Origin of the sequence: Ethanoligenens sp., assembly GCF_047718355.1 — a bacterium.
In the GTDB taxonomy this organism is placed as follows: Bacteria; Bacillota; Clostridia; order Oscillospirales; family Ethanoligenentaceae; genus Ethanoligenens.
In genome coordinates, this window is record NZ_JBDNLG010000049.1 from 1 (window position 1) to 21,486 (window position 21,486).

Annotated in this window: 21 protein-coding genes; 14 read left to right on the top strand and 7 right to left on the bottom strand. The window is 46.3% G+C overall.

Translation table 11 applies throughout. The features are described 5' to 3' along the window. The first annotated feature begins 788 nt into the window (after positions 1-788). The 12 genes from nifH to ABF463_RS08695 all read left to right on the top strand — a co-directional run bounded on the left by nifH (position 789) and on the right by ABF463_RS08695 (position 13,766). Positions 789-1,613, top strand: coding sequence for a nitrogenase iron protein (gene nifH / locus ABF463_RS08640; protein WP_415533199.1), 825 nt, complete (start codon positions 789-791; stop codon positions 1,611-1,613). Positions 1,614-1,724: 111 nt separating this feature from the next. Then, positions 1,725-2,051 (top strand): P-II family nitrogen regulator, encoded by a 327-nt coding sequence (locus tag ABF463_RS08645; protein WP_415533200.1) that lies wholly within the window; start codon positions 1,725-1,727, stop codon positions 2,049-2,051. Between the two features lie 13 nt (positions 2,052-2,064). After that, positions 2,065-2,445 carry a P-II family nitrogen regulator gene (locus ABF463_RS08650; protein ID WP_415533201.1) on the top strand — a complete coding sequence of 127 codons (381 nt, stop codon included), beginning with the start codon at positions 2,065-2,067 and terminating at the stop codon, positions 2,443-2,445. Positions 2,446-2,458: 13 nt separating this feature from the next. Further along, positions 2,459-4,048 (top strand): nitrogenase component I subunit alpha, encoded by a 1,590-nt coding sequence (locus ABF463_RS08655; RefSeq protein WP_415533202.1) that lies wholly within the window; start codon positions 2,459-2,461, stop codon positions 4,046-4,048. Further along, the gene (nifK, locus tag ABF463_RS08660) at positions 4,048-5,409 is read left to right on the top strand and encodes a nitrogenase molybdenum-iron protein subunit beta (protein ID WP_415533203.1); all 1,362 of its coding nucleotides are present in this window, start codon (positions 4,048-4,050) and stop codon (positions 5,407-5,409) included. Before ABF463_RS08655 ends, nifK begins: the two co-directional genes overlap by 1 nt. Positions 5,410-5,653: 244 nt before the next feature. Next, entirely contained in the window at positions 5,654-7,015 is a 1,362-nt protein-coding gene (gene nifE / locus ABF463_RS08665; RefSeq protein WP_415533205.1) for a nitrogenase iron-molybdenum cofactor biosynthesis protein NifE, read from the top strand. Further along, on the top strand, positions 7,012-9,726 hold the full coding sequence (gene nifB, locus ABF463_RS08670) for a nitrogenase cofactor biosynthesis protein NifB (protein ID WP_415533206.1): 2,715 nt from the start codon (positions 7,012-7,014) through the stop codon (positions 9,724-9,726). Before nifE ends, nifB begins: the two co-directional genes overlap by 4 nt. A gap of 62 nt (positions 9,727-9,788) precedes the next feature. After that, positions 9,789-10,100 carry a (2Fe-2S) ferredoxin domain-containing protein gene (locus ABF463_RS08675; RefSeq protein ID WP_415533207.1) on the top strand — a complete coding sequence of 104 codons (312 nt, stop codon included), beginning with the start codon at positions 9,789-9,791 and terminating at the stop codon, positions 10,098-10,100. A gap of 202 nt (positions 10,101-10,302) precedes the next feature. After that, positions 10,303-11,277: a hypothetical protein gene (locus tag ABF463_RS08680; protein WP_415533208.1), complete on the top strand. Its 975-nt coding sequence runs from the start codon at positions 10,303-10,305 to the stop codon at positions 11,275-11,277. A 9-nt stretch (positions 11,278-11,286) separates the two neighbouring features. Next, on the top strand, positions 11,287-12,123 hold the full coding sequence (locus ABF463_RS08685; RefSeq protein ID WP_415533209.1) for a homocitrate synthase: 837 nt from the start codon (positions 11,287-11,289) through the stop codon (positions 12,121-12,123). Positions 12,124-12,138: 15 nt separating this feature from the next. Next, entirely contained in the window at positions 12,139-12,780 is a 642-nt protein-coding gene (locus ABF463_RS08690; RefSeq protein WP_415533210.1) for a Fe-only nitrogenase accessory AnfO family protein, read from the top strand. A 50-nt stretch (positions 12,781-12,830) separates the two neighbouring features. Continuing rightward, positions 12,831-13,766 (top strand): hypothetical protein, encoded by a 936-nt coding sequence (locus tag ABF463_RS08695; protein WP_415533211.1) that lies wholly within the window; start codon positions 12,831-12,833, stop codon positions 13,764-13,766. A gap of 130 nt (positions 13,767-13,896) precedes the next feature. Here the strand turns inward: ABF463_RS08695 and modD are convergent, their stop codons facing one another. From modD to rpmB, 6 genes are all read right to left on the bottom strand, one after another. Further along, on the bottom strand, positions 13,897-14,733 hold the full coding sequence (modD, locus tag ABF463_RS08700) for a ModD protein (protein ID WP_415533212.1): 837 nt from the start codon (positions 14,731-14,733) through the stop codon (positions 13,897-13,899). Between the two features lie 65 nt (positions 14,734-14,798). Continuing rightward, a complete protein-coding gene (locus tag ABF463_RS08705; RefSeq protein WP_415533213.1) occupies positions 14,799-15,869 on the bottom strand; it encodes a radical SAM protein in 1,071 nt (356 codons plus the stop codon). Then, complete coding sequence (locus tag ABF463_RS08710; protein ID WP_415533214.1) at positions 15,866-16,642, bottom strand: hypothetical protein; 777 nt, start codon at positions 16,640-16,642, stop codon at positions 15,866-15,868. The genes ABF463_RS08705 and ABF463_RS08710 overlap by 4 nt, the downstream gene beginning before the upstream one ends. A gap of 14 nt (positions 16,643-16,656) precedes the next feature. After that, entirely contained in the window at positions 16,657-17,685 is a 1,029-nt protein-coding gene (locus ABF463_RS08715; protein ID WP_415533215.1) for an ATP-binding cassette domain-containing protein, read from the bottom strand. Between the two features lie 83 nt (positions 17,686-17,768). Continuing rightward, the gene (locus ABF463_RS08720; protein ID WP_415533216.1) at positions 17,769-18,419 is read right to left on the bottom strand and encodes a GTP-binding protein; all 651 of its coding nucleotides are present in this window, start codon (positions 18,417-18,419) and stop codon (positions 17,769-17,771) included. 170 nt (positions 18,420-18,589) lie between these two features. Continuing rightward, a complete protein-coding gene (gene rpmB / locus ABF463_RS08725; protein ID WP_415533217.1) occupies positions 18,590-18,778 on the bottom strand; it encodes a 50S ribosomal protein L28 in 189 nt (62 codons plus the stop codon). Between the two features lie 788 nt (positions 18,779-19,566). On the opposite strand from rpmB, the gene ABF463_RS08730 reads away from it, so the two are divergent. Together ABF463_RS08730 and tadA are read left to right on the top strand one after the other, a co-directional pair. Continuing rightward, entirely contained in the window at positions 19,567-20,628 is a 1,062-nt protein-coding gene (locus ABF463_RS08730) for a lysostaphin resistance A-like protein (protein ID WP_415533218.1), read from the top strand. Further along, a complete protein-coding gene (gene tadA / locus ABF463_RS08735; protein ID WP_415533219.1) occupies positions 20,628-21,098 on the top strand; it encodes a tRNA adenosine(34) deaminase TadA in 471 nt (156 codons plus the stop codon). The genes ABF463_RS08730 and tadA overlap by 1 nt, the downstream gene beginning before the upstream one ends. Before the next feature lie 76 nt (positions 21,099-21,174). Here tadA and ABF463_RS08740 read toward each other — a convergent pair whose 3' ends face one another. Beyond that, positions 21,175-21,417, bottom strand: coding sequence for an AbrB/MazE/SpoVT family DNA-binding domain-containing protein (locus ABF463_RS08740; protein ID WP_415533220.1), 243 nt, complete (start codon positions 21,415-21,417; stop codon positions 21,175-21,177). Between the last annotated feature and the right edge of the window lie 69 nt (positions 21,418-21,486).

Genomic DNA, 21,486 nt, shown 5'->3' on the forward strand with positions numbered 1-21,486 from the left:
AATGATATATAATGTATCAAGAAGATATAAAACAACTAATAGCATTTCAAAATATTGCTGGTTTGTGGTGCTATAACTTGTTTCGTGTCTGCCAATAGCTTTTTCCATTGAAATTTATGCTCTACCAACACAATACGTAATCTATTTGATTTCACCGCGGCGATAGCTGCGGAATTTTTTTTGTCAACTTGTCTTGGGGAAAATATTATTTATTGCATACAATACCTTATCATCAGAAATCTTGTGTAATTCTTCGAGTTCAACCGCATTGCACTGCTTAAACCACTCCGAAAAATCAAGAAATGCTCATTTTGCGGTTATATGCGAACTGGACACATGCGGATGATAAGAACTGATGTAAAATAAGTAGAAGGGATTGCTACAAAACAGGGGTTGGGTAGCAATCCTTTTTGCGTATTGAAGGCGTTTATATAAGAAGTTGTTAAGGGAGTGCAGGAGGTTGTAACACCTTGGTCTTGAAAAATGACAGAGCATGTCTTTTGTTATGCAATTTGGTTCTTGAGATGCATAAATCTCTTTGCAAAATTACCATAAAACAGAAAAAAAGTGTCGTGAAAAGGACATATCGCACAAACTTTTTGTGCATGCAAAAAAAGATGTTGCATTTCTTGTGAGAATCGTGTATTCTTAGTTCAACAAGATACAACGTCATGTTCCAAAAACAAGTAAACATGGCGGCTCGCGTCAGTCGACAAAGAAGTCATTGAACACTTTATGTGATCAATGGCTTTTTATGTTATTTTTTAAAGAACTTAGGAGGTTCTATTATGAGGCAAGTAGCTATTTACGGAAAAGGCGGTATTGGTAAATCCACTACCACACAAAATCTGACGGCGGCATTGGCGTATCGTATGAACAAGAAGATCATGGTTGTTGGTTGCGATCCGAAAGCAGACTCTACTCGTATGCTTCTGGGCGGTTTGCAGCAGAAAACGACGTTGGACACGCTCCGTGAAGAAGGCGAAGATGTAGAGTTGGATGCCATCCTCCTCGAAGGTTTCCACGGGATTAAATGTGTGGAATCCGGCGGACCGGAACCGGGTGTTGGCTGTGCGGGCCGCGGCATCATTACCTCTATCGGCTTGCTTGAGCAGCTGGGCGCATACACAGATGATTTGGACTACGTTTTTTATGATGTTTTGGGCGACGTTGTGTGCGGCGGTTTTGCCATGCCAATCCGTGAAGGCAAAGCAAAAGAAATCTATATCGTTGCCAGCGGCGAGCTGATGGCAATTTATGCGGCGAATAACATCTGCAAAGGCATTCAGAAATATGCACTTTCCGGTGGTGTGCGTCTGGGCGGTATCATCTGTAACAGCCGTAACGTTGATCGTGAAAAAGACCTGATTGAGGCTTTTGCAAAAGCGCTGGGTTCCCAGATGATTTACTTTGTACCGCGTGATAACGTTGTGCAGCGTGCTGAAATCAACAAGCAGACCGTTACTCAGTTTGAACCAGAATCCACACAGGGCCAGGCTTACAAATCGTTGGCCGAAGCTGTAGAGAATAACAAATTGTTTGTCATTCCCAAACCGCTGCCGATTCCGGAACTTGAAAAACTGATGAGCGACTACGGCTTGATGGAGATCTAAGCAACCTTTTCCCTCGCAGAGGGCGACAGAATGAAGTAATCTTTACTTTATGTAGAAACCTTAAAGAAGCGGCCTTGTTTAAAAGGAAACTGCGAAAGGTGTTGTGTTGGTATGTTAATGGTAAAAGCTATTGTCAGACCTGAAAAGGTTGCGGGTATTTTGGGGGAATTGGTGGATGCCGGTTTCTCATCTGTGACGAAAATTGATGTTGCAGGTCGTGGCAAACAGCGTGGTGTTCGTGTGGGCGATGTGTATTATGATGAATTGCCCAAAACACTCTTGCTTTTCGTTATTAAAGATGAAGATAAAGATGATTTGATCAGCCTAATCATCAAAAATGCAAAGACTAGCGAAAAAGGTGCGTTTGGTGACGGTAAAATTTTTGTAAGCCCGGTTGAAGAGGCCTATACAGTCAGTTCTTCCAGCAAAGAACTGTAAGTGGGGGATTGCTATGAAAGAAATTATGGCAGTGATCCGGCTGAATAAAATCGGTGCGACAAAAAAAGCGTTATTGGATGAAAACTTTCCGGCTTTCACCGGCTATAAAGTAATGGGCCGCGGCAAGGCAAAAGTGAATTTTGAGCTTGTTGTCGATGAAGTATCGGCTGGCAATGTAGAATCTTCCTTGGCGGAAGAGGTTTCTGAAACACATCGATTGATTCCCAAACGGCTGATTGAGTTGGTCGTGCACGATGAAGATGTCCAGAGAGCAGTGGACGCAATCCTTAAGGTGAATTCTAACGGTCATCCTGGGGATGGGAAAATTTTCGTTTTACCAGTTTCAGAGGCATATCAGGTTCGTACCGGGGAATCCGGCGAGGCGGTTGTTTAAGAGGTGAACTTTTATGGCAGACATTCGTGAAACAATCCTTGAAGGGTATCCTGCCAAGGTTTTTAAAAATCGCAAAGACCATATTGTGGAGTTAGAAGGCGAAGATAATCCCATTGAAGCCAACCGCCGTTCCATACCTGGTATTATCACCAGCCGTGGCTGTTGCTACGCTGGGTGTAAAGGTGTGGTACTCGGACCAATTAAGGACATTGTCCTAATTACGCATGGTCCTATCGGATGCGGTTATTACTCTTGGCTGACCCGTCGTAATAAAGCACGCCCGGGCGAAAATGGTCTGGATCTGATTACCTATTCATTCTCCACGGATATGCAGGAAAGCGACATTGTATTCGGTGGCGTCAATAAATTGGCGAAAGCTATTGATGAGGCTGTTGAAATTTTCCATCCGAAAGCAGTTTTTGTGTGTGCTACGTGCCCTGTCGGACTAATCGGCGATGATATTAACGCAGTGGCTGCTGCCGCGCAAAAACGGCATGGTATCCAGTGTATTTCGTTTAGCTGCGAAGGATACAAGGGCGTCAGCCAGTCGGCTGGACATCACATCGCCAACAACCAATTCATGAAATACTTGGTTGGTACAGGCGAACGTGAAGTCGGCAAATTCCCCGTCAATATCCTTGGCGAATACAATATCGGTGGTGATGCGTGGGAGATCGAGCGTATCTTGAAAAAGATTGGCTATGACATTGTGTGCACCTATACAGGCGATGCCAATGTTGACGATCTACGTGTTGCAAATACAGCGAAGCTGAGCATTGTACAGTGCCATCGTTCCATCAACTATATCGCCGAGATGATTGAAACCAAGTATGGTGTCCGGTGGATGAAAGTGAACTTCATTGGCATCCAGGGTACGATTGATTCTTTGCGGAATATGGCGAAATACTTTGGTGATGCCGACCTCATTGAGCGTACCGAGCAGGTGATTGCTGAAGAATATGCGTTGATTGATGACGAGATGAGTGCGCACAAAGAGCGCTTGAAGGGCCGTACTGCCGCCATTTATGTTGGTGGCTCGCGTTCGCATCACTATCAAATCATGCTCAAAGCACTTGGAATCAGCACCATTATGGCTGGTTATGAGTTCGGACATCGTGAAGATTATGAAGGGCGCAAAGTGTTGCCGTTCGTGAAAGAAGATGCCGACAGCAAAAACATCGAGTCTATTACCGTTGCACCTGATGAGAAAAAATATCACATTTTTCTTTCCAAAGAAAAAGCCGATGAGCTGGCCAAAGAAATGGAATTGGACTACTATGACGGTATGTTCAACGACATGAATGACGGCAATGTGGCGATTGATGATTTAAATCATTACGAGACGGAAATGGTTTTGGAAAAACTGAAGCCGGACATCTTTTTCTCTGGGATCAAGGATAAGTTTGTTGCTCAGAAGAGAGGGGTTCTCTCCCGTCAGCTTCATTCCTACGATTACAGTGGTCCGTATGCAGGTTTCACCGGTGCGTTGAATTTTGCACGTGATGTGGATATGGGTGTTCACACGCCCACATGGTTGCTTATCGAGGCACCGTGGAAAAAACAGCCGATGCTTGTCGGTGAAGTGCTTGGAGGGCAAAAATAATGCTGGATGCAACCCCTAAAAAGATCTATGAAAGAGAAGCTCTCCGCATCAATCCTGCAAAAACATGCCAGCCGGTAGGAGCTATGTATGCAGCTCTTGGCGTACACAGCTGCTTGCCGCATAGCCATGGCTCGCAGGGGTGCTGCTCATATCATCGTACTCTTTTGACCCGCCATTTTAAAGAACCCGCGATGGCGACCACCAGTTCTTTCACAGAAGGCTCTTCTGTTTTTGGTGGCGGCTCTAATTTAAAAACGGCTATTCGTAACATTTTTGAAATTTATAAGCCGCAGATTATTGCCATTCATACCACATGCCTTTCTGAAACCATAGGTGATGACGTTCGTACCTATGTGACGCAAATCACAATTCCGGAAGACCGTTATGTCGTTTATACGCATACCCCAAGTTATGTGGGTTCTCATATCACTGGCTATGCGAATATGATTCACGGCTTCTTTGATTGCCTTGCTGAAAACACCGGCGTTAAAAATGGCAAAGCGTTGCTCATTCCGGGTTATGTTGATCCCGGTGACATGCGCGAAATCAAACGGATTACAAAATTGATGGGTGTGCCGTTTACAATGATGCCGGATACATCCGGCGTGTTTGACGCACCTACAACAGGCAAATACGACATGTTCCCGCGCGGTGGTACTAAAGTTGAGGATATTATTGACGCCGGCAATTGTGATCACACATTTGCGTTTGGCTATTTTGCCACTGAGCATCCGGCCTCATTCCTTGAGAAAAAATGCAAAGTACCCTATACCCAAATAGGTCTGCCGATTGGTTTGGAAGCTACAGACCGTTTCGTCACTGAACTGATGCAATATTCTCAAAACGAAGTGCCCTATGAATTGGAAGAAGAGCGTGGCCAGTTGGTCGATCTTCTTATTGATGCACATCCGCATTTCGATGGAAAGAAAGTAGCAATCTTTGGTGATCCCGATACCGTGATTGGTCTGGCGGAATTCACCGCATCCATTGGTATGGTTCCACGCTTCTGCGTGACGGGTACACCGGGCAACCATTTCAGCCATTCCATGAAAGCAATCGCTGACAAGTATAATACCGACATCAAGTACAAACAGTTCGGTGACTTGTTTGAATTGCATCAATGGATTAAAAACGAACCTGTAGATTTGCTGATGGGTGGAACCCATGGTAAATATATCGCACGTGCAGAAGACCTTCCGTTTGTGCGTATCGGATTCCCGATTCTTGATCGTTATGGTCATCAGTATACATCAATGGTCGGTTATAAAGGCGCCATTAATGTGATGATGAAAATCATCGATACATTGTTGGATCGCAAAGACCGTGATGCTGCGGACGAAGACCTTGAACTGGTTCTGTAAAATTTTCAGTGTCTTATAATTCTTTTCATTCTGTCTGATGGACGGTATTGTGTCGTGTTTGCAATGTTGCAAATACGACACGCATTTTATAAAAAGGTACCAACGCAATTCAGTTATTTGTTTTTATTTTTTATTTTTTTTTTGAATATGAGGGATTATAAACGCTTTATCGTTTATAATGCCATAATCACTTTATAAATGTTGCATGAATCTTTGATATATGCTCTTTGGGGGACAGTCAATTATGAAAAGAATGATGACGAGTGATGTGTTGGATGAGCGCAAGGATTTTGTATCTGTCTGCGTCTCCGGTGAGGGCAAAAAAGGGTTCAAATGCGAAAGCAATAGTGTGGCCGGTGCGGTAAGCCAGCGCGCCTGTGTTTATTGCGGCGCACGTGTGGTGCTCAACCCAATTACAGATGCGTTCCACATCATCCACGGTCCAATTGGCTGCGCCAGCTACACATGGGATTTGCGCGGTAGTTTGAGCAGCGACAAAGAGTATTATCGCCACGCATTTTCTACCGACTTAAGCGAGCAGGATGTCATTTTCGGGGGCGGAAAAAAGCTGGAGGGTGCAATTGATGAAATTGTTGCAGCTTATCATGCTAAATTTATTTTCGTTTATGCGACCTGCATCGTGGGCGTAATTGGGGATGATGTAAAAGCAATTTGCAAAGCTGCCGAGAAAAAGCACGGAATTGTATGCATCCCTGTCCAAACGCCCGGTTTTTCCGGTACTAAATCTATGGGATACAAGCTTGCGTGCAATGCCATTCTCAATTTGATGGAACGCGGAGAGAAATTGCCTAAGCTTAAAGGCATCAATGTGCTTGGCGATTTTAATCTTTCCGGCGAGATGTGGATTATCAACAACTACCTCAAGCAAATAGGGGTGGAGGTTGTAGCAAGACTGACCGGTGATGGAACTTGCGGGGATATTATGCAAGCCCCCCGTGCTTCACTTAATATCGTGCAGTGTGCGGGTTCGATGATGTATCTTGCCAAACGCATGGAAGAGCAATACGATATTCCCAATATCAAGGTGAGCTTCTTTGGCATTGAAGATACGACCAATTCCCTTATGCGTATTGCTTATGCGTTGAAAGACCCCGAAATCATTGCGCGTGCGAAGGCATTCACGGCAAAGAAATCGGTGGAAACGGCTCGCAAAATCGCCCCCTATCGTGCATTGTTGGAAGGTCGCAAGGCCGCAATTTACGTAGGCGGCGGCTATAAGGCTATTTCATTGCTCAAGCAGTTCAAGGAATTGGGCATGGATACCGTGGTTGTCGGTACGCAGACAGGTAAGAAAGACGAATATGATGTGATTCGCAGTCTTGCCGATGAAGGTACCATTATTCTGGATGATGCTAATCCGGCGGAGCTGGAAAAATTCATGCGTGAAAAACACGCGGATGTTCTGGTGGGAGGCGTGAAGGAACGTCCTCTCGGCTATAAACTGGCCATTGCGTTTCTTGACCATAACCACGAGCGGAAGCATCCATTGGCTGGTTATGATGGTGCGGTCAATTTTGCCCAAGAGTTAAATTTGAGCATGAACAGCCCAGTCTGGGCTTATTTGAAAGGGGATGCGACGGTTTGAAAAAGTCTAATCGGAACTATACCAATCTAACCGTGAATCCCTGCAAAATGTGCATGCCTTTGGGCGCGGTCACTGCTTTTTATGGCGTGAAAGGCTGTATGTCTATTATTCACGGCTCTCAGGGGTGCAGCACGTATATTCGCCGCCATATGGCCACGCACTATAACGAACCCATTGACATCGCCTCGTCGGCGCTGACAGAGCAAGGCACCGTTTACGGAGGCGAGGAAAATCTCCTCAAAGGCATCAAAAATTTAACAAAATTGTACCAGCCGCAAGTGATTGGCATTTGTACTACTTGTTTGGCAGAAACCATCGGTGAGGATGTTCCCCGTATCATTGAGAAGGCCAAAAGCGAGGGGATTGCTTCCGGTGTGACATTTGTTTCAGTGCCCAGCCCGGGATATGGCGGTAGCCAATTTGAGGGATTTTTGGCTGCTACACGTGCAATTGTGGCCACATTGGCCACAGATACGACTCCCAATCAATCCATTAACGTGATTTCATCTTATATGAGTCCCGCTGAGATGCGGACACTCAAAGATATCTTGAATGCATTTGAACTTGATTATACGCTTCTGCCAGACATATCGGAAAACCTAGACCGTGTGTATAATCCGGTGTATAACCGTTTGCCACAGGATGGAACCGATTTGGACGCTATCCGTCGGATGGCTGGTGCGCGTTTTACGCTTGAAATTGGGACCTTTTTCTCTGAGAACAATTCTGCGGCTCAGTACCTGCATGACACATTTCATATTCCATATAAAAGGATACCGCTTCCGATTGGTCTGCGTGGCACTGATGCACTGTTAGAGGCACTCTCAGAGTTGAGCGGCAAACCGATTCCTGCATCTTTCCGCCGCGCGCGCGGTCGGTATTTAGATGCCATGGTTGACGCGCACAAGTATACAGGGGAAGCTAAAGTAGCCGTTTTTGGCGAACCCGATCAAGTGTACGGTCTCACACGATTGTGTTTGGAAGTAGGAGCACTGCCTCTTTTGGTGGCTACCGGTTCTAAAAATGCGAAGCTAAAAGAACTGCTGGAAGACGAAATCGAACAGCTTTCCAAAGTTAAAATGGTGACTTGTCATGAGATACTCAATGATACTGATTTTGACAAGATTGCTGATTTTTCTGTTAAGAATCATGTCAACCTCATGATTGGAAATTCTGATGGTAGGCGTGTGCAGGAAAAAACCGGGATTGAATTGCTGCGCATTGGATTTCCCATGCATGACCGCGTGGGCGGTCAGCGTCAGGTGACCATTGGCTATGAAGGTTCCTTACAGGTGATGGACGGCATTGCCAACGCGATGCTCAACGCTACTGCAACGACTTTCAGAAAGGCGATGTACAATATGTATTATGACGGTTCAGATCAAAAGGAGCCTGCGGCGGCGTCCGTCCCGGAAACTGTAGAGCCGCAGGCAACCATTTCTCTTTCCAAAGAAGAAGTGGAGGCAAAAACCAAAAAACATCCCTGCTATGACTGTTCGGCTTGCTCATCCGGCAGCGCACGTATGCACCTGCCAGTCGCCCCTGCGTGTAACATCCAGTGTAACTATTGCTCACGGGATTTTGACTGTCCCAATGAATCACGTCCAGGCGTGACGAGCGGTGTGCTTTCGCCAGAAGAAGCAGTCGCCAAATATTTGAAGGTGAAAGCGCAGGTTCCCAATCTTTCTGTTGTGGGGATTGCCGGCCCAGGTGATGTGCTGGCCAACTTTGAGCAGGTGAAAGCTACGCTGGAGGGAATCCGTAAAGTAGACCCGGACGTGACGTTCTGCGTTTCCACTAACGGTTTGATGCTTCCGTTTTATGCCAATGACCTGCTTAAACTGGGTGTCAGTCATCTGACGGTTACACTCAATGCAGTAGACGAGAATATCGGCGCTCAAATTTATAAGTTTGTCAATTACCTCGGCAGGCGCTATACGGGTATTGAGGGTGCGCGCATTCTGCGTGATAATCAACTCACAGGCATCCGCTATCTGGTGGGCAAGGGTATGGTTATTAAAATCAATATCGTCATGCTCAAAGGCATAAACGATGCGCATATTGAAACGGTCGTGCAGACAGTACGGGATTTGGGATGCGAGATCACCAATATCATGCAGCTTATTCCCGTTAACGGCAGTGCGTTTGAGGGTATGGATCTTGTCAGCAATAAAGAATTGATGGAAAAACGCAAAGCCTGCTCTGCGATTATGAAGCAAATGTACCATTGCAAACAATGTCGTGCAGATGCAATTGGAACGCTCGACAATGATATCTCCATCCAATTCCGTGATGAAAAAACGGAGGAAAAGGAAGAACCGAAAGCTTTGCGTTTTGCTGTGGCTTCTAAAAGCGGTATGATTGTGGATACCCACTTTGGCCACGCAACGGAATTCCACATTTATGATTATCTGAACGGCGATGTGATTTATGTAGAACGTCGCGCAGTCGGAAAATATTGTAAAGGTGTCGATGATTGCGGCGAGCAGGAAGGGCCGGGTGTGGACAATATTATCGAAGCGGTCAGCGACTGTCAGGGAGTTATCAGTATGCGCATTGGTGCTGAACCGACCAGCAAATTGCGTGAGCGCGGCATTGAGCCATTTATGATGTATGATCGTGTGGAAAATGGCGTGCGTGAAGCGGCAAAAAAGATCCTTTCCGGTGAGGTGGTCACACACACAGCTGAAAAAGTGAAAATGTCCCATTAAGCTTGTAAAGTTTGTGTTAATTGATTACAATATAGACAGCAATTTGAAAGGAGGTGAAATGAATGGGAATGGATTTAAAACATCACGCTTTTGTCTGTACCAGTTGCCGGCAGAATGGCACGCAGAAAGGCAAATGTTTTTCGAATGGCGCGAATGACGTAGTCATGAAGTTTCAGGAAGTCATTGATGACGAAGATATTCGTGATGACGTGATGGTAACCAACTGTGGTTGCTTTGGGCTGTGCGACAATGGCGTAGTCGTGGCAGTTTATCCCGACGGTGTGTTTTATAAGAATGTGACGGTGGACGATGTGGAAGAAATCGTAACTTCGCATTTTGAAGAAGGCAATGTTGTGGAGCGTCTTGTTCTGTAAGCGAATCTACTCAAGTAATTCAAATAAGTTTTTCTGATTAGCCATGGCTGCTATCTGCATCGGTAGATGGCACATGGCTGATTCAGTATCATAAACTTTTGTGAAAAATCCGACACCCTCTTTTGTGTATATCAGAAAAGAAAGCGGTGGCAACATCCTTTCATTGGAATTGCTGCCCAGGCCGGGAAAGGATGAATGGGTATTGCTGTATTTTGTTTCAGATGCATCTTTATGCCACATTCCAGCGCATGTGCCGAATTCTCTCCTTTCTGAGTATGCACAATTGTTGTTGGACACTGGTATCGACCAGTTGGAAATGCCTTATCTCATTTGGGAACAGCTTCGGTCGGTTGTTCCAGCTCAGAAAGTGATGCTGTTGATTCAATATCCGAAGGAACGTGAACAAGCGTTGAAGGAGGGGGCAACTGCATTTTTGGTAGAGGACGCCATTTTTGCTGAACGTTTTCCTGACCAATATCCGGATGTGACTGTAATTTGTCCTGTAGATGGCCGGGGGATAATGGGTGACACACGGCATGTTGCTAAGCGTTCCGCACACATTCGGGCTGCCGGATTTGCTGATGGAATGATTGGTGATTATGCCACTAAGTTTGTAAAATTGCGCTGTGCAGCCTTTTCATTGGATGTGGAAGATAGCTGTGGTTTGGCTACGTCGTCATCACTGGAGTGGCTAATGGCAGGCGGAAAGGCAGTTTCAGCCACCTTTGGCGGAGTAGGGGGACGCACACCTTTAGAGCAGTTGTTGGCTGCATTGCGTGTGATTTGTCAACAGCCGTATAATTTGAAGCAAATGCCTCTCCTGCGTGTATTGTTCAACCAAATTTTTGGCCTGGTTGTTTCCGCACACGCACCCGTAGTTGGGGCAGAAATTTTCACCTACGAATCGGGTATCCATGCGGACGGCATACAGAAAAGCCCAAAAACTTATGAACCGTTTCCTCCGGAAGATGTGGGTATGGAGCGTAGGCTTTCAATTGGAAAACATTCCGGAAAAAGCGCACTGCGCGTTAAATTGCATGAACTCGGTGTGCAATTGAGCGATGGGGAACTGGAGCAGATGAACGTGCGGGTGCGGGCTGAAAGTACGCGTCTGCGCAGAGGTTTTACAGACGAGGAACTACTGGTGTTAAAAAAATCTTTGCATGGAAAGCGGTGAATGCGACCTGTGCCAAACCAATTGTATATCGTGGATACCACCATGCGCGATGGCGAGCAACGGGCAGGATTGGCGTTCTCAGTAGCAGATAAAGTCGCCTGTGCAAAAATGATGGATCAAGCCGGTATTGATCAAATCGAGGCGGGAACACCGTCGATGGGCAAAGAAGAACAGGATGCCATTTATGGCATGATGCAGATTCGAAAACACACACGTATTTCGGCATGGAATCGGATGACCGAGAGCGACTTGAGAGCATCTTTTTCTTGTAGGCCGGACATTATTCATATTGGTGTTCCGGTTTCGGATATCCAAATTCATGAAAAATTGCGAACCACTCGCACGGATGTGGAAAACCGAATGAAGCGCTGCGCAACTCTGGCACTGGAAGCCGGTTATATAGTTACATTAGGATTTGAGGACGCTTCACGCGCAAACGGTGCATTTCTGCTGCACTTGGCCAAGCAGGCTTTCGCGTTAGGTGTGCGCAATATACGTTATGCGGACACGGTAGGGATAGCGCACCCCACGAAGATAGCCGGAGATATTGCCGCACTTGCCGCTATTATGCCTGTGGAATGCCATGCGCACAACGATTTGGGCATGGCGGTGGCCAATTCTTTGGAGTCTATAAAAGCCGGTGCACGCTATGTGGATACGACGTTCCTTGGCATCGGGGAACGTGCCGGAAACTGCGACTTTGTGCAGTTTGTATGTGTGGCTCGAACGCAATTTTCCCTGTCGGTGGATACAAACGGGGATGCGCCGTACCGACTTGAGGAAGAGGTAGCTCATTGTTTGCGCTTGCCGGGGATATCTTTTCCCGTGCATCAACATAAAAGATGAAAGAGATGATTGAGTATGGTAAAAACGGTTGCGGTGGCTGTTGGATCAGATGGTAATACAGCATCTCTGCTGGATCAATCGACACGCATTCAAATATTTGAAAAAAAGCTTGGCGATTGGGAGATGAAACTGGATATACCGGTGGAATTACACCCTGAGCGAGGGCTGGCAAATGTACGCGCAGAGGTTGCGGGCATCATTGAGAAATTGGAAGAAAACCGAATCCTGGTGGCGGGAAATATCAGCGGTGTTGCTTACAACACATTTGACGCTTCGGGATATTATGTGTTCCAGATTCCAGAAAAGCAACCGGCGGATTTCTTGGAATTCGTCCTTGCAAGCGTAGAAAAGCAGCAGGAAGATTTGCGTGTCATGAAAAACGGCTTGAGTGATGTACCACAGCCGCAGCGCACAGGCGAAGACGGTATCTATTATTTGGATATTATACAGGCTCAATTGAGTCATCCTAACGCGACAACCAAGCAAATGTTGCTGCCCTTTTTAAAAAATGCTACTTTTTATGAACTTACAATTTTGTGCGCACACATTCCGCCTTGGTTCGATCGTGATTTTGCCGATATGAAACTGACATATGCAAAGGAGAGTGTTGACCCAGAAAAATATAAAGTGATCATTCACCCTACTACTTGTGAATAAACAGGTAGTAGGTACGTCAATTTGAAAACAAGGCCACTGGAGGCAATTTTATGTCTTTGCTTGAAGAACAGACCCAATACGGTATGCTGAAGGGAATCCATAAACTGAGTAGGTATCCTGAAGGTACACTCAAAGACTGTACCTTGGTTGTACCGAACACCATCCATACGCCGTATGGGGATTTGGTCCCGCAATATGAGGATGACGGGCTGCGGCGCAAATTTACCTATTCGCTGTCTTTTTACGCCAACGGTATACTGAAAAGCATTTCGTTACAAGAGAAAACAGTGTTTAACACAGCACAAGGGGACATTGCTGCGGAGCTGGTTACTTTTTATGAGGATGGCTCTATTCACCGTCTTTTTCCGCTGAACGGAAAACTGTCTGGCTTTTGGGCAGAAAAGAATGAATATGAGCTGGAGCCTGTTTTGCATTTTCAAACCAAACAGGTGACATTTGACAAAAAAATTATCGGGGTATCTTTTTATCCGAGCGGCGCGGTACACAGTTTCACTTTTTGGACGCGAGACACGCTTGAGGTCGAGTTGCCTTTTGGTAAAGTGGAAACACGCATTGGATTGGCTTTGTATGAAAACGGGGCGGTGAAGTCTTTGGAACCGCGTCGTCCGACATTAATACAGACACCTGTCGGGAAAATTCTGGCGTATGATGTGGAGGCAATCGGTGTCAATGGAGACATCAATTCTCTCGGTCTATATGAGGACGGCAGTCTAAAAACGGTTACTACCCAAGCGAATGTTATCACTGTGAAGAAACCAAATGGTGAAACGGTGACCGCAGCGCCGTCTTTGCATATGAGTCATTTTGACGATGAAGTAAAACGTGTCGAACCGCTTATCATCCGATTCGAAGATGGGAACGTTGTTTTGCCGAATGGTACGTTTTCACTTACCAACTGCACATTTACTGTGGGCCTGTTTGACCCGGAAAATGTAAAAATCAGCAATGAATGTGACGGGTGCTAATAAAACAAGGTGATATGGGGTGGTGCACGTAACCGCATTGCGCGATAAGAAGTCATAAAGGCAGCCATGAAAGTATTTTCATGGCTGCCTTTATGATATGGTGCGGAGAACTTTGCATATATGGACGTCTTTATTCCATTTTGATTGTTATGTCCGCAGGTTTGCCGAAATAGGCCCAAGTGGTTGAAATGGCATCGACTCCTGTAGCGGCATAGGCGGCCGCATTAGAAGCGTTGATTCCACCGGCGGCGATGAGCATGACGCGTGTGTTTTCTGCACGGATTTGTTGAATCATTTCCATGAGTTTGGTTGGTTCTACCTTATCAAACTGCAAGGCATCCACGCCTGCACGTACCAGCAGGAGCGCATGTTCCAGCGTATCTACCTCCACAGAAATGGACTTGTCACAGATGGATTTCTTAAGTATGGGCAGGCGTGCGGCTAAACCGTCATAGCCCCCCATATAGCGCAGGTGTTGGTCGAAAATCAGAATGGTCTCGCTCAGTCCCAAACGATGTGGCAGCGCACCGCCTGCCAGTACCGCCTGAATGGAAACTTGTTTGGTGCCGGGAAAACTCTTGCGTGTGGTAAAAACCGCGATTTCCGGGTTGACGGCTTTGGCGGTATCCACCAACTGTTTGGTACGGGTAGATATGCCGCAGGCATATTCCAACAAGTTTTGGGTCACCTTCCATGCGGTGTGAAGGTTTTCTACGGTTCCTTCACCACGCAGAAAGACTTCACCCGCTTCAACCTGCGTACCGGAGGGCAGGCAGGTGGTGACGTGGATATGCTGCCGCTCGAGGATGCGTACCGCATCCTCAACGCAGGCGAGCGTGATTGTGTGGCGGCACACATAGGAAATGCTCCCCTTTTGCTGCCCGATACCAAGAAGATGAGTCGTTAAGTCAAAGTAGGGGATATCTTCCTCCAGCCAATGGTCGATCATCTGATTAGAAACAGCCATATTTCCTCCAATCACAGTGCAGTTGCGGTAAATACAATCCATAATAATGCATAAGTCTTAGAAAGTCAGTCGACGGTTATCCCTGTTTGCGGCGTTTGATTGATACAGGCAGGCGTAAAGCAAAGTGCAAGCTGTTCATAAAACAAACATTTACCACGACAGTTTTGTAAATTTTTGCAAGTGGACTGGCAAATATTACTGCATACCTCTTGCCGATAAGGTTCAAATAGGTTCTCCCAGATTTCCTGCATGGTGTGTTCGTGCAAGCTGAAGCAATAGCGGTCCTCGTTGCAGAAAGAGCAGGGTTTAACCTGCATATGTTCATCCACATAAACAGAGAAAAAACCACATTCGCAGGGGTCGATAAAATCTGTATTTACATCCGTATGCCGCATTAGGAACGGCACAAAGCATGCATCGAAGCCAATGCGTGCGCAACAGTCGTTTTTATCTACCAACGAAGCAAAAGCCAGCAAGCGATTGTTCGCATGTAAGCAGTCACTGTCCGCGGCGCGCCCGGCAGGTTTGTATGTTAGAAAAATGACGCTGTCGATGCCCAGCAACAGATCGTTGTATCGGCCATTTAAGAGTGCGATGGCATCGTCCAGTGAAGAATCACTGAGTACAAAGTGGAGGTTGACATGTACGCCGGCATCTACAAGCAGACGGATTTTTTGCGGGTCGATTTCCAATGCGGTTCCCACAGAAAGTGCCACCGAGCCGACGCGGCCGCTGAGCATTCTTGCTACAGCGTTATCCAGATGCAAGCCGTTGGTAGTAAAATTGGCGACCACATCTGCACGCTGGGTGATTTGCAGAATTTGTTCAAACTGGGGGTGCTCCAGGGGTTCTCCGCCGCCAAGTGCCACTTGAAACACGTTGCCCCAGCGGTCGCTTTGAAGATGTTTCAGCACGGCCGCGTATTCCGCAGGACTCATAAATACGTGATTGTCGGTACTGTTCTTATAACAAAAAGGGCAGCCCTTGGTGCAGTGGTTGCTGATAGAGATATCAGCCAATTCCGGCCAAGGTGCACGCACGGGGTTTTCTGCCAGTGTGTGTCCCCAACGCATCGTGATTCCACTTTGTGTATCCCCAAAGAAATGATAACCGTCGCCATGTCTGCGGAGTTTCATGACGGTACCACTTGGTCCGCTCGCGGTGCGGGCAGTGTGCGGAAACCGCGTATCTCGGTGCCCAGCCTGCTTTTAACTAAATATTCTCCCCGGATGTAGCGCCACAGCAACTCGTCGTCTATAGATGCGAAATCAACCTCATCCACGGATTTTCCAAAACCGTCATCGTAGATGCAGTCGTCTTTGCGGTGAAACGTATAGACTTTGGAGTAAACTTCTTGATCGCCCACGGTGAATTTTTCGCCGGTTTGTTTTATATCCGCGGTCATTAGGCGCGCAATACGACAGATTTTTATATCATCCGATTCCCCATGCCGATTGGTGACAAATTGGTCGAATGTCTCATTCTTCACGACCAGTATCCGTGCAATTTCAGGTTTCATATGGGGCACGATCATAGTGCCAAATGCCTTGAATTCGCTGGCAATGCGTGATTTGGTTATATATTCTCCTTTGATATATCGCCATAATTCCTGGTCGTCCATAGAGGAGAAATCCACATCCTCGATAGGCTTGGAGAAAGAGGTATCAAACAGCAGCTCTTTTTTGTTACCAATTTGATAGACTTTGGTGTATATTTCATGTCCGTTTACATCTGTTTTGGCACCGTTCTTCTGCAAATCTTCTGCGACCTGTTTGTAAATACGACTTTTGGATTGTTCGGACGGGTCGGTCTGATCAAATTTGTTAAATTCTTCGGCGGCCTTGCGATCCATGGAAACCACGTAGCTTGCCGAACTGCTGTTGGTAACAAAATCCATACGAATCTTCATAAGAATCCTCCCTTTTAATCACTTGTTTCTGTCCCACTGAAGAAAGTGTCCAGTGGAAAATCAAGTGTTTCTCCGCCGCGGAGCCGATCGCGCAATTCCGATAATTTTGCGTCGATTTTTTCCAAACTTTGTAGGTTCTTACGTTCATTATACGTCGTTTCGACGACTTTTGAAATACCTCCATTTTTAATAATGAGTCGTTTGTGACCCAGCAGCGTTAAAATGGGATCGTGAGTTGCCATAAGTACAATTTTTTCGTGCTTTGCGAGCACTTCCAGAGCACGTTTACGGTCAATCCCCGCATTTTCAATCTCATCGATGAGGATGATGGGGGAAGCACTGAGCAATGCGGTATCCGCAATCATCAACGCGCGGGATTGTCCTCCGCTAAGTTGTGTGAGCGAAACATCGGGTGCAAATTTTTCACCCGCCAAACTGTTAGCTGACGCAATTACTGCTTCTGCCACGCCATCTGTTTCGTCTGGATGCATGGTCATCCGCGTGGATGCATGAATTTTTTCAAATTCACGTACCGAAAGATCCATAACATAGTTCATGTTTTGGGAAAGCTGCGCCACCAACCGGCGTGTAAGAGTGCGGCGCTTTTTGCTGTCAAGCGGCTCGCCATCCACTAAAATCCGCCGCCCGGTGGGCGTATCGCCCTGTGCAAGGCATTCGATGTCTCCAAGCAAGCGGCTTTTGCCGGACCCTGTGGGACCCACAATGCAGAGGATGTCTCCCGGATGCATTGTGACAGAAATATCCTCCGTGTGTCCGTACTTGTTGCGCCCGCCCAATATCGTGAGTGAATCAATGTGTGTATCGGTTCGCCGATCAATTTGTTCCATTTCGTCTAAGTATGAGAGAAATCTTACAGGTAAATCTTGCTTGAAAACCCCTATTTCCTCTAATGCAATCTCGTTTTGCTGCGCAAATAGTTCTGTTGGCGTTAAAGCTGCATCTATATGGGTAATGCCAATTGACCACAAATAGTCACGTGTAAACGGATAGCGTTTGGATAGGTCTTCAATAGGTTCGTTCAACCGCGTGTCTTCCATAATATTACACCTGCCTGTCGTTGCTTTGGTAAAGTTGCCGCGCATAATGAAGTTTGATATATGAGAGATTAATGCGCCGAGATGCCGGTCTGCCCAGAGCAATAGGCACATACGGCCGCAGGCATGGGAAATCGAATGTTTTTGCCGGCTACACTCGAAATCGCAGGCGCGGTCTTCAGAAAAGACGCAAAATCAAATGCGCCCTGCCCCGTAATCCCATTCACGAAAAAAAGTTCTGCATTGGGGTTTGAGAATCCCACATAGGCGGCGAAAACCTCCCGTTCGGCCTGTGAAACAATATCACCTTTGGTGATGACCACTGCGTCTGCATATTTGAGCATGGGTCCAATCTTTTTTGGCGTATTCACACCGGACAGGCAATCAATGACGCAAATTGCCATTACCGTCTTGATGTGCGGGGAACAGCGGTTGCAAAGTCCGGCACTTTCACTGAACAGATAGGAATATCCGTTTGTAACACCCCAGTGGACGGCTTCCTCTACGTGGCTGGCAAAATAGTGGTCGGGACAGATACCCTTGGAGAGGAGTACCCGTGCAGCAAGTCCGCGTGCCTGAAATTTTTCCTTGTCCGTGGTAGAAAGGCAGTCAAACTTGACGATGCCAATCTTGCGGGTGTCTGTTTCCAACACATCCAGCACACGTAAGATGACGGAGGTTTTTCCCGATGATGGAGGTCCTGAAACAGTAATGAACTGCATAAGTACCATCTCCTTCCGATTCATGGTGCAGTGTTACGATTGCGGCACTTTGCCCGCAAGAATCAGATTGGCTTCACCATATATACAACAAAGTGTGCGACAGGCGCTGATAAAAAATAAAATCCGGCAGCCTCTTATCAGAGCCGCCGGATTTTATAAACCATGCCATTTTATACCGCACGTGTAACCTTGTTCGAGCGCAGGCATCTTGTGCATACATGAATATGCCGGGGTGTGCCCTCTACAATCGCTTTCACACGCTTAATATTCGGCTGGAATGTCCGATTAGAACGCCGATGAGAGTGAGAAACCTTAATACCAAATGTCAGGCTTTTTCCGCAAATATCGCATTTTGCCATCTATCTGCACCTCCTTGTATGGAATATTCAATACGCAAGTAAACGTGGCAAAACATGCTTCGCCACGCACGACATCTTATATTTTAACAGATTCCTCAGGCAAAAGCAAGCATTTTCTGTCTGCATTTTGAGTTTTTGCATATTGGCAGAAGCGGAATGTTTTTGCGTATCTGTCGTGGGACGAACCCTGTATCCGTTTGTGCATAAACTGTTTACTGGAGGTGAAATGATATGTGCTGGCCTTTAATTCTATTACCCCTTGCGTGCTGCTGCGGTAACCGAAACCGAGGGTGCTCTTGCAGAGACCACCGGAATCCTTGCCGCCGTTTGGACCAACCCAATGGGACGTTTCCCAGAATGAATGTCTACCGGCAAGTTAAACCTTGCTGCAAAAACAAATGTGATTGAGCAATTACCCACATTTTTACACATGCATATTAAAGATTGCCGCGAGGCAATCTTACATAAAGAAATAAAATGGCAGTTAAGCGCGTTCATTGACACGGGTGTACGGCACAGGTATAATAAAAAGAGGATATTTGTTTACAATATGAAGCAGAGTTTGTGATATCTTTTAGCAGGAACTGTTGGTATAACACTGTCCTATTCATTATATATAAACTTGAAGCGGAGCAGCGGTGAACAAGTGCGAGATATTTCCGATAGCGGTGTGCAAAGACGCTTTACGCCGGACAAGCTTGACTTGGCGCGGTTTTTTGAAGGTGTTTGCCAGTTGTATTGCTCCATGAAGCAGAAAACCTATATTATAAAGAAATGAGGGCCGTGCAGTGCAAAAGAATGCGCGCTGGTCATTGATAGAAGAATTAGATTCATCGTCTCACGAGGCGGAGCAGGTGCTGCGGGATGTACACAAATTGCGCAGCATGTCAAATGTGGCTGGATTTGCCCTTGCGTCTCAACAAGTGGTCGCGGCTGTGATAGTACTGGTGTTAGTGGCAATCGGCGGCGTCATACAGATTATCTGGCACGGACAGTTTACATTGTTTGATTTGAAGAGGAGTATTGATTCTTTTCAACGGTATGATACGGCAGCAGCGCTTTTGCAGAACATGATTTGCTACTTTTCGTATATGTTCATACCATTTATTCTTTTAGTATTTTGTTTGAAGAAGAACCCATCTGCCATTGTGCCAATTCGCCGCATACGGCAGAAGAAATGGCTGCCGGCAGCGGTGGTTATGGCACTTGCTCTTTCTTTTGTTTCCGCTTTGGTCAGCATCTACATTGAGGTATTTTTAGGGTTTTTGCATTTGCGAATCAATGTTCCTGATATGGTACCTCCATCCCAGCCGGGCTTGGTAGTGTTGTATGTACTTTTCTTTTGTGTGTTGGCGCCGTTTTGTGAAGAATTTATTTTTCGAGGGGTAATCCTGCAAAGCTTGCGTCCTTATGGCAACGGTTTTGCCATTCTGTTTTCTTCGCTTTTGTTTGCAATGATGCATGGAAATTTGGCACAATTTCCGCTGGCTTTTTTAGTCGGTCTGGCATTGGGGTATTTTGTAATTCAATTTGATTCAATCTGGGCTACCATTCTGATGCACGCTTCGGTCAATTTAATGGCCACGGTGGTAAACTATGTAGAATTGCGCGCAGGCAGTATGGTAGGAAACCTGCTTTACATGGGCCTGGGAGTAGGCCTTTTGGCTATTGCAATCAGTATGATCGTGATGTTGCGCAGCCGCCAATCCATAAAGGGCTGGTTGAAGCGCACATTTAAAACGCCGTTGCCGATGTCTTTTTTGTTTAAACGCGCATTTTTGACCCCCGGCATGATTATATTTACTGTTTTGTTTATTCTACTTTGTATTGCTGGGCTAAGGATCTTGTAATGGAAAGGGAACACAACACACACGAAAGCTGGATGCGCTTTGCGTTGGAACAAGCCGTTTTTGCTGAACATGAGCGGGAAGTGCCAATCGGCGCTGTCATTGTCAAGGACGGTGCAATTCTCTCGGTCGGTCGAAATAGGCGCGAAACCGGAAAGAGCGCTATTGCCCATGCTGAGATTGAAGCAATTAACGCGGCTTGCCGAGCGATTGGCAGCTGGCGGCTGTCAAACTGTACCTTGTATGTGACACTGGAACCATGCCCTATGTGCGCCGGTGCGATTATAAATGCACGGATTGATACCGTCGTGTTTGGGGCGTATGACCTAAAGGGCGGTGCGTCAGGATCTGTGATTGATCTCTTTTCATGTCCCTTTAACCACCATCCTGTGGTAAAAGGCGGTGTATTGGAGGGAGAGTGCCGCGATCTTTTGCAGACGTTTTTTGCAAAACTGCGGAGAAAAAACACATAGGCAAAGAAAAGTGTACGCAAAAAATGCCTTTCCTATTATCTGGAAAGGCATTTTTGCGTACACATTATGTAACGATTTATTTGCTCGTCAACTCTTTAATACAAGCGGGACAAATATTTCTGCCTTTGAAGTTTACGACGTCCTTTGCGTTTCCGCAAAAAATGCAGGATGGCTCATATTTCTTTAGCACAACCGCATCCCCGTCCACGTAAATTTCAAGTGCATCTTTCTCGGAGATCTCAAGCGTACGACGAAGCTCGATCGGCAAAACAATTCTGCCAAGCTCGTCCACTCTCCGAACAATGCCTGTTGATTTCATGGAATTCTACCTCCAAAACTGCCATATTTTGTCTTCCTTTGCAACTGCCTGTCTTAATATATCCCATTT

Bases quoted from the DNA above. Each gene is read 5' to 3' on its own strand.
- nifH (WP_415533199.1), top strand. From the start codon at position 789: ATGAGGCAAGTAGCTATTTACGGAAAAGGCGGTATTGGTAAATCCACT.
- ABF463_RS08720 (WP_415533216.1), bottom strand. From the start codon at position 18,419: ATGCAGTTCATTACTGTTTCAGGACCTCCATCATCGGGAAAAACCTCC.
- ABF463_RS08710 (WP_415533214.1), bottom strand. From the start codon at position 16,642: ATGAAGATTCGTATGGATTTTGTTACCAACAGCAGTTCGGCAAGCTAC.
- ABF463_RS08740 (WP_415533220.1), bottom strand. From the start codon at position 21,417: ATGAAATCAACAGGCATTGTTCGGAGAGTGGACGAGCTTGGCAGAATT.
- ABF463_RS08695 (WP_415533211.1), top strand. From the start codon at position 12,831: ATGTCTTTGCTTGAAGAACAGACCCAATACGGTATGCTGAAGGGAATC.
- nifK (WP_415533203.1), top strand. From the start codon at position 4,048: ATGCTGGATGCAACCCCTAAAAAGATCTATGAAAGAGAAGCTCTCCGC.
- ABF463_RS08675 (WP_415533207.1), top strand. From the start codon at position 9,789: ATGGGAATGGATTTAAAACATCACGCTTTTGTCTGTACCAGTTGCCGG.
- modD (WP_415533212.1), bottom strand. From the start codon at position 14,733: ATGGCTGTTTCTAATCAGATGATCGACCATTGGCTGGAGGAAGATATC.
- nifE (WP_415533205.1), top strand. From the start codon at position 5,654: ATGAAAAGAATGATGACGAGTGATGTGTTGGATGAGCGCAAGGATTTT.
- ABF463_RS08690 (WP_415533210.1), top strand. From the start codon at position 12,139: ATGGTAAAAACGGTTGCGGTGGCTGTTGGATCAGATGGTAATACAGCA.
- ABF463_RS08650 (WP_415533201.1), top strand. From the start codon at position 2,065: ATGAAAGAAATTATGGCAGTGATCCGGCTGAATAAAATCGGTGCGACA.
- rpmB (WP_415533217.1), bottom strand. From the start codon at position 18,778: ATGGCAAAATGCGATATTTGCGGAAAAAGCCTGACATTTGGTATTAAG.
- tadA (WP_415533219.1), top strand. From the start codon at position 20,628: ATGGAAAGGGAACACAACACACACGAAAGCTGGATGCGCTTTGCGTTG.
- ABF463_RS08655 (WP_415533202.1), top strand. From the start codon at position 2,459: ATGGCAGACATTCGTGAAACAATCCTTGAAGGGTATCCTGCCAAGGTT.
- ABF463_RS08645 (WP_415533200.1), top strand. From the start codon at position 1,725: ATGTTAATGGTAAAAGCTATTGTCAGACCTGAAAAGGTTGCGGGTATT.
- ABF463_RS08705 (WP_415533213.1), bottom strand. From the start codon at position 15,869: ATGAAACTCCGCAGACATGGCGACGGTTATCATTTCTTTGGGGATACA.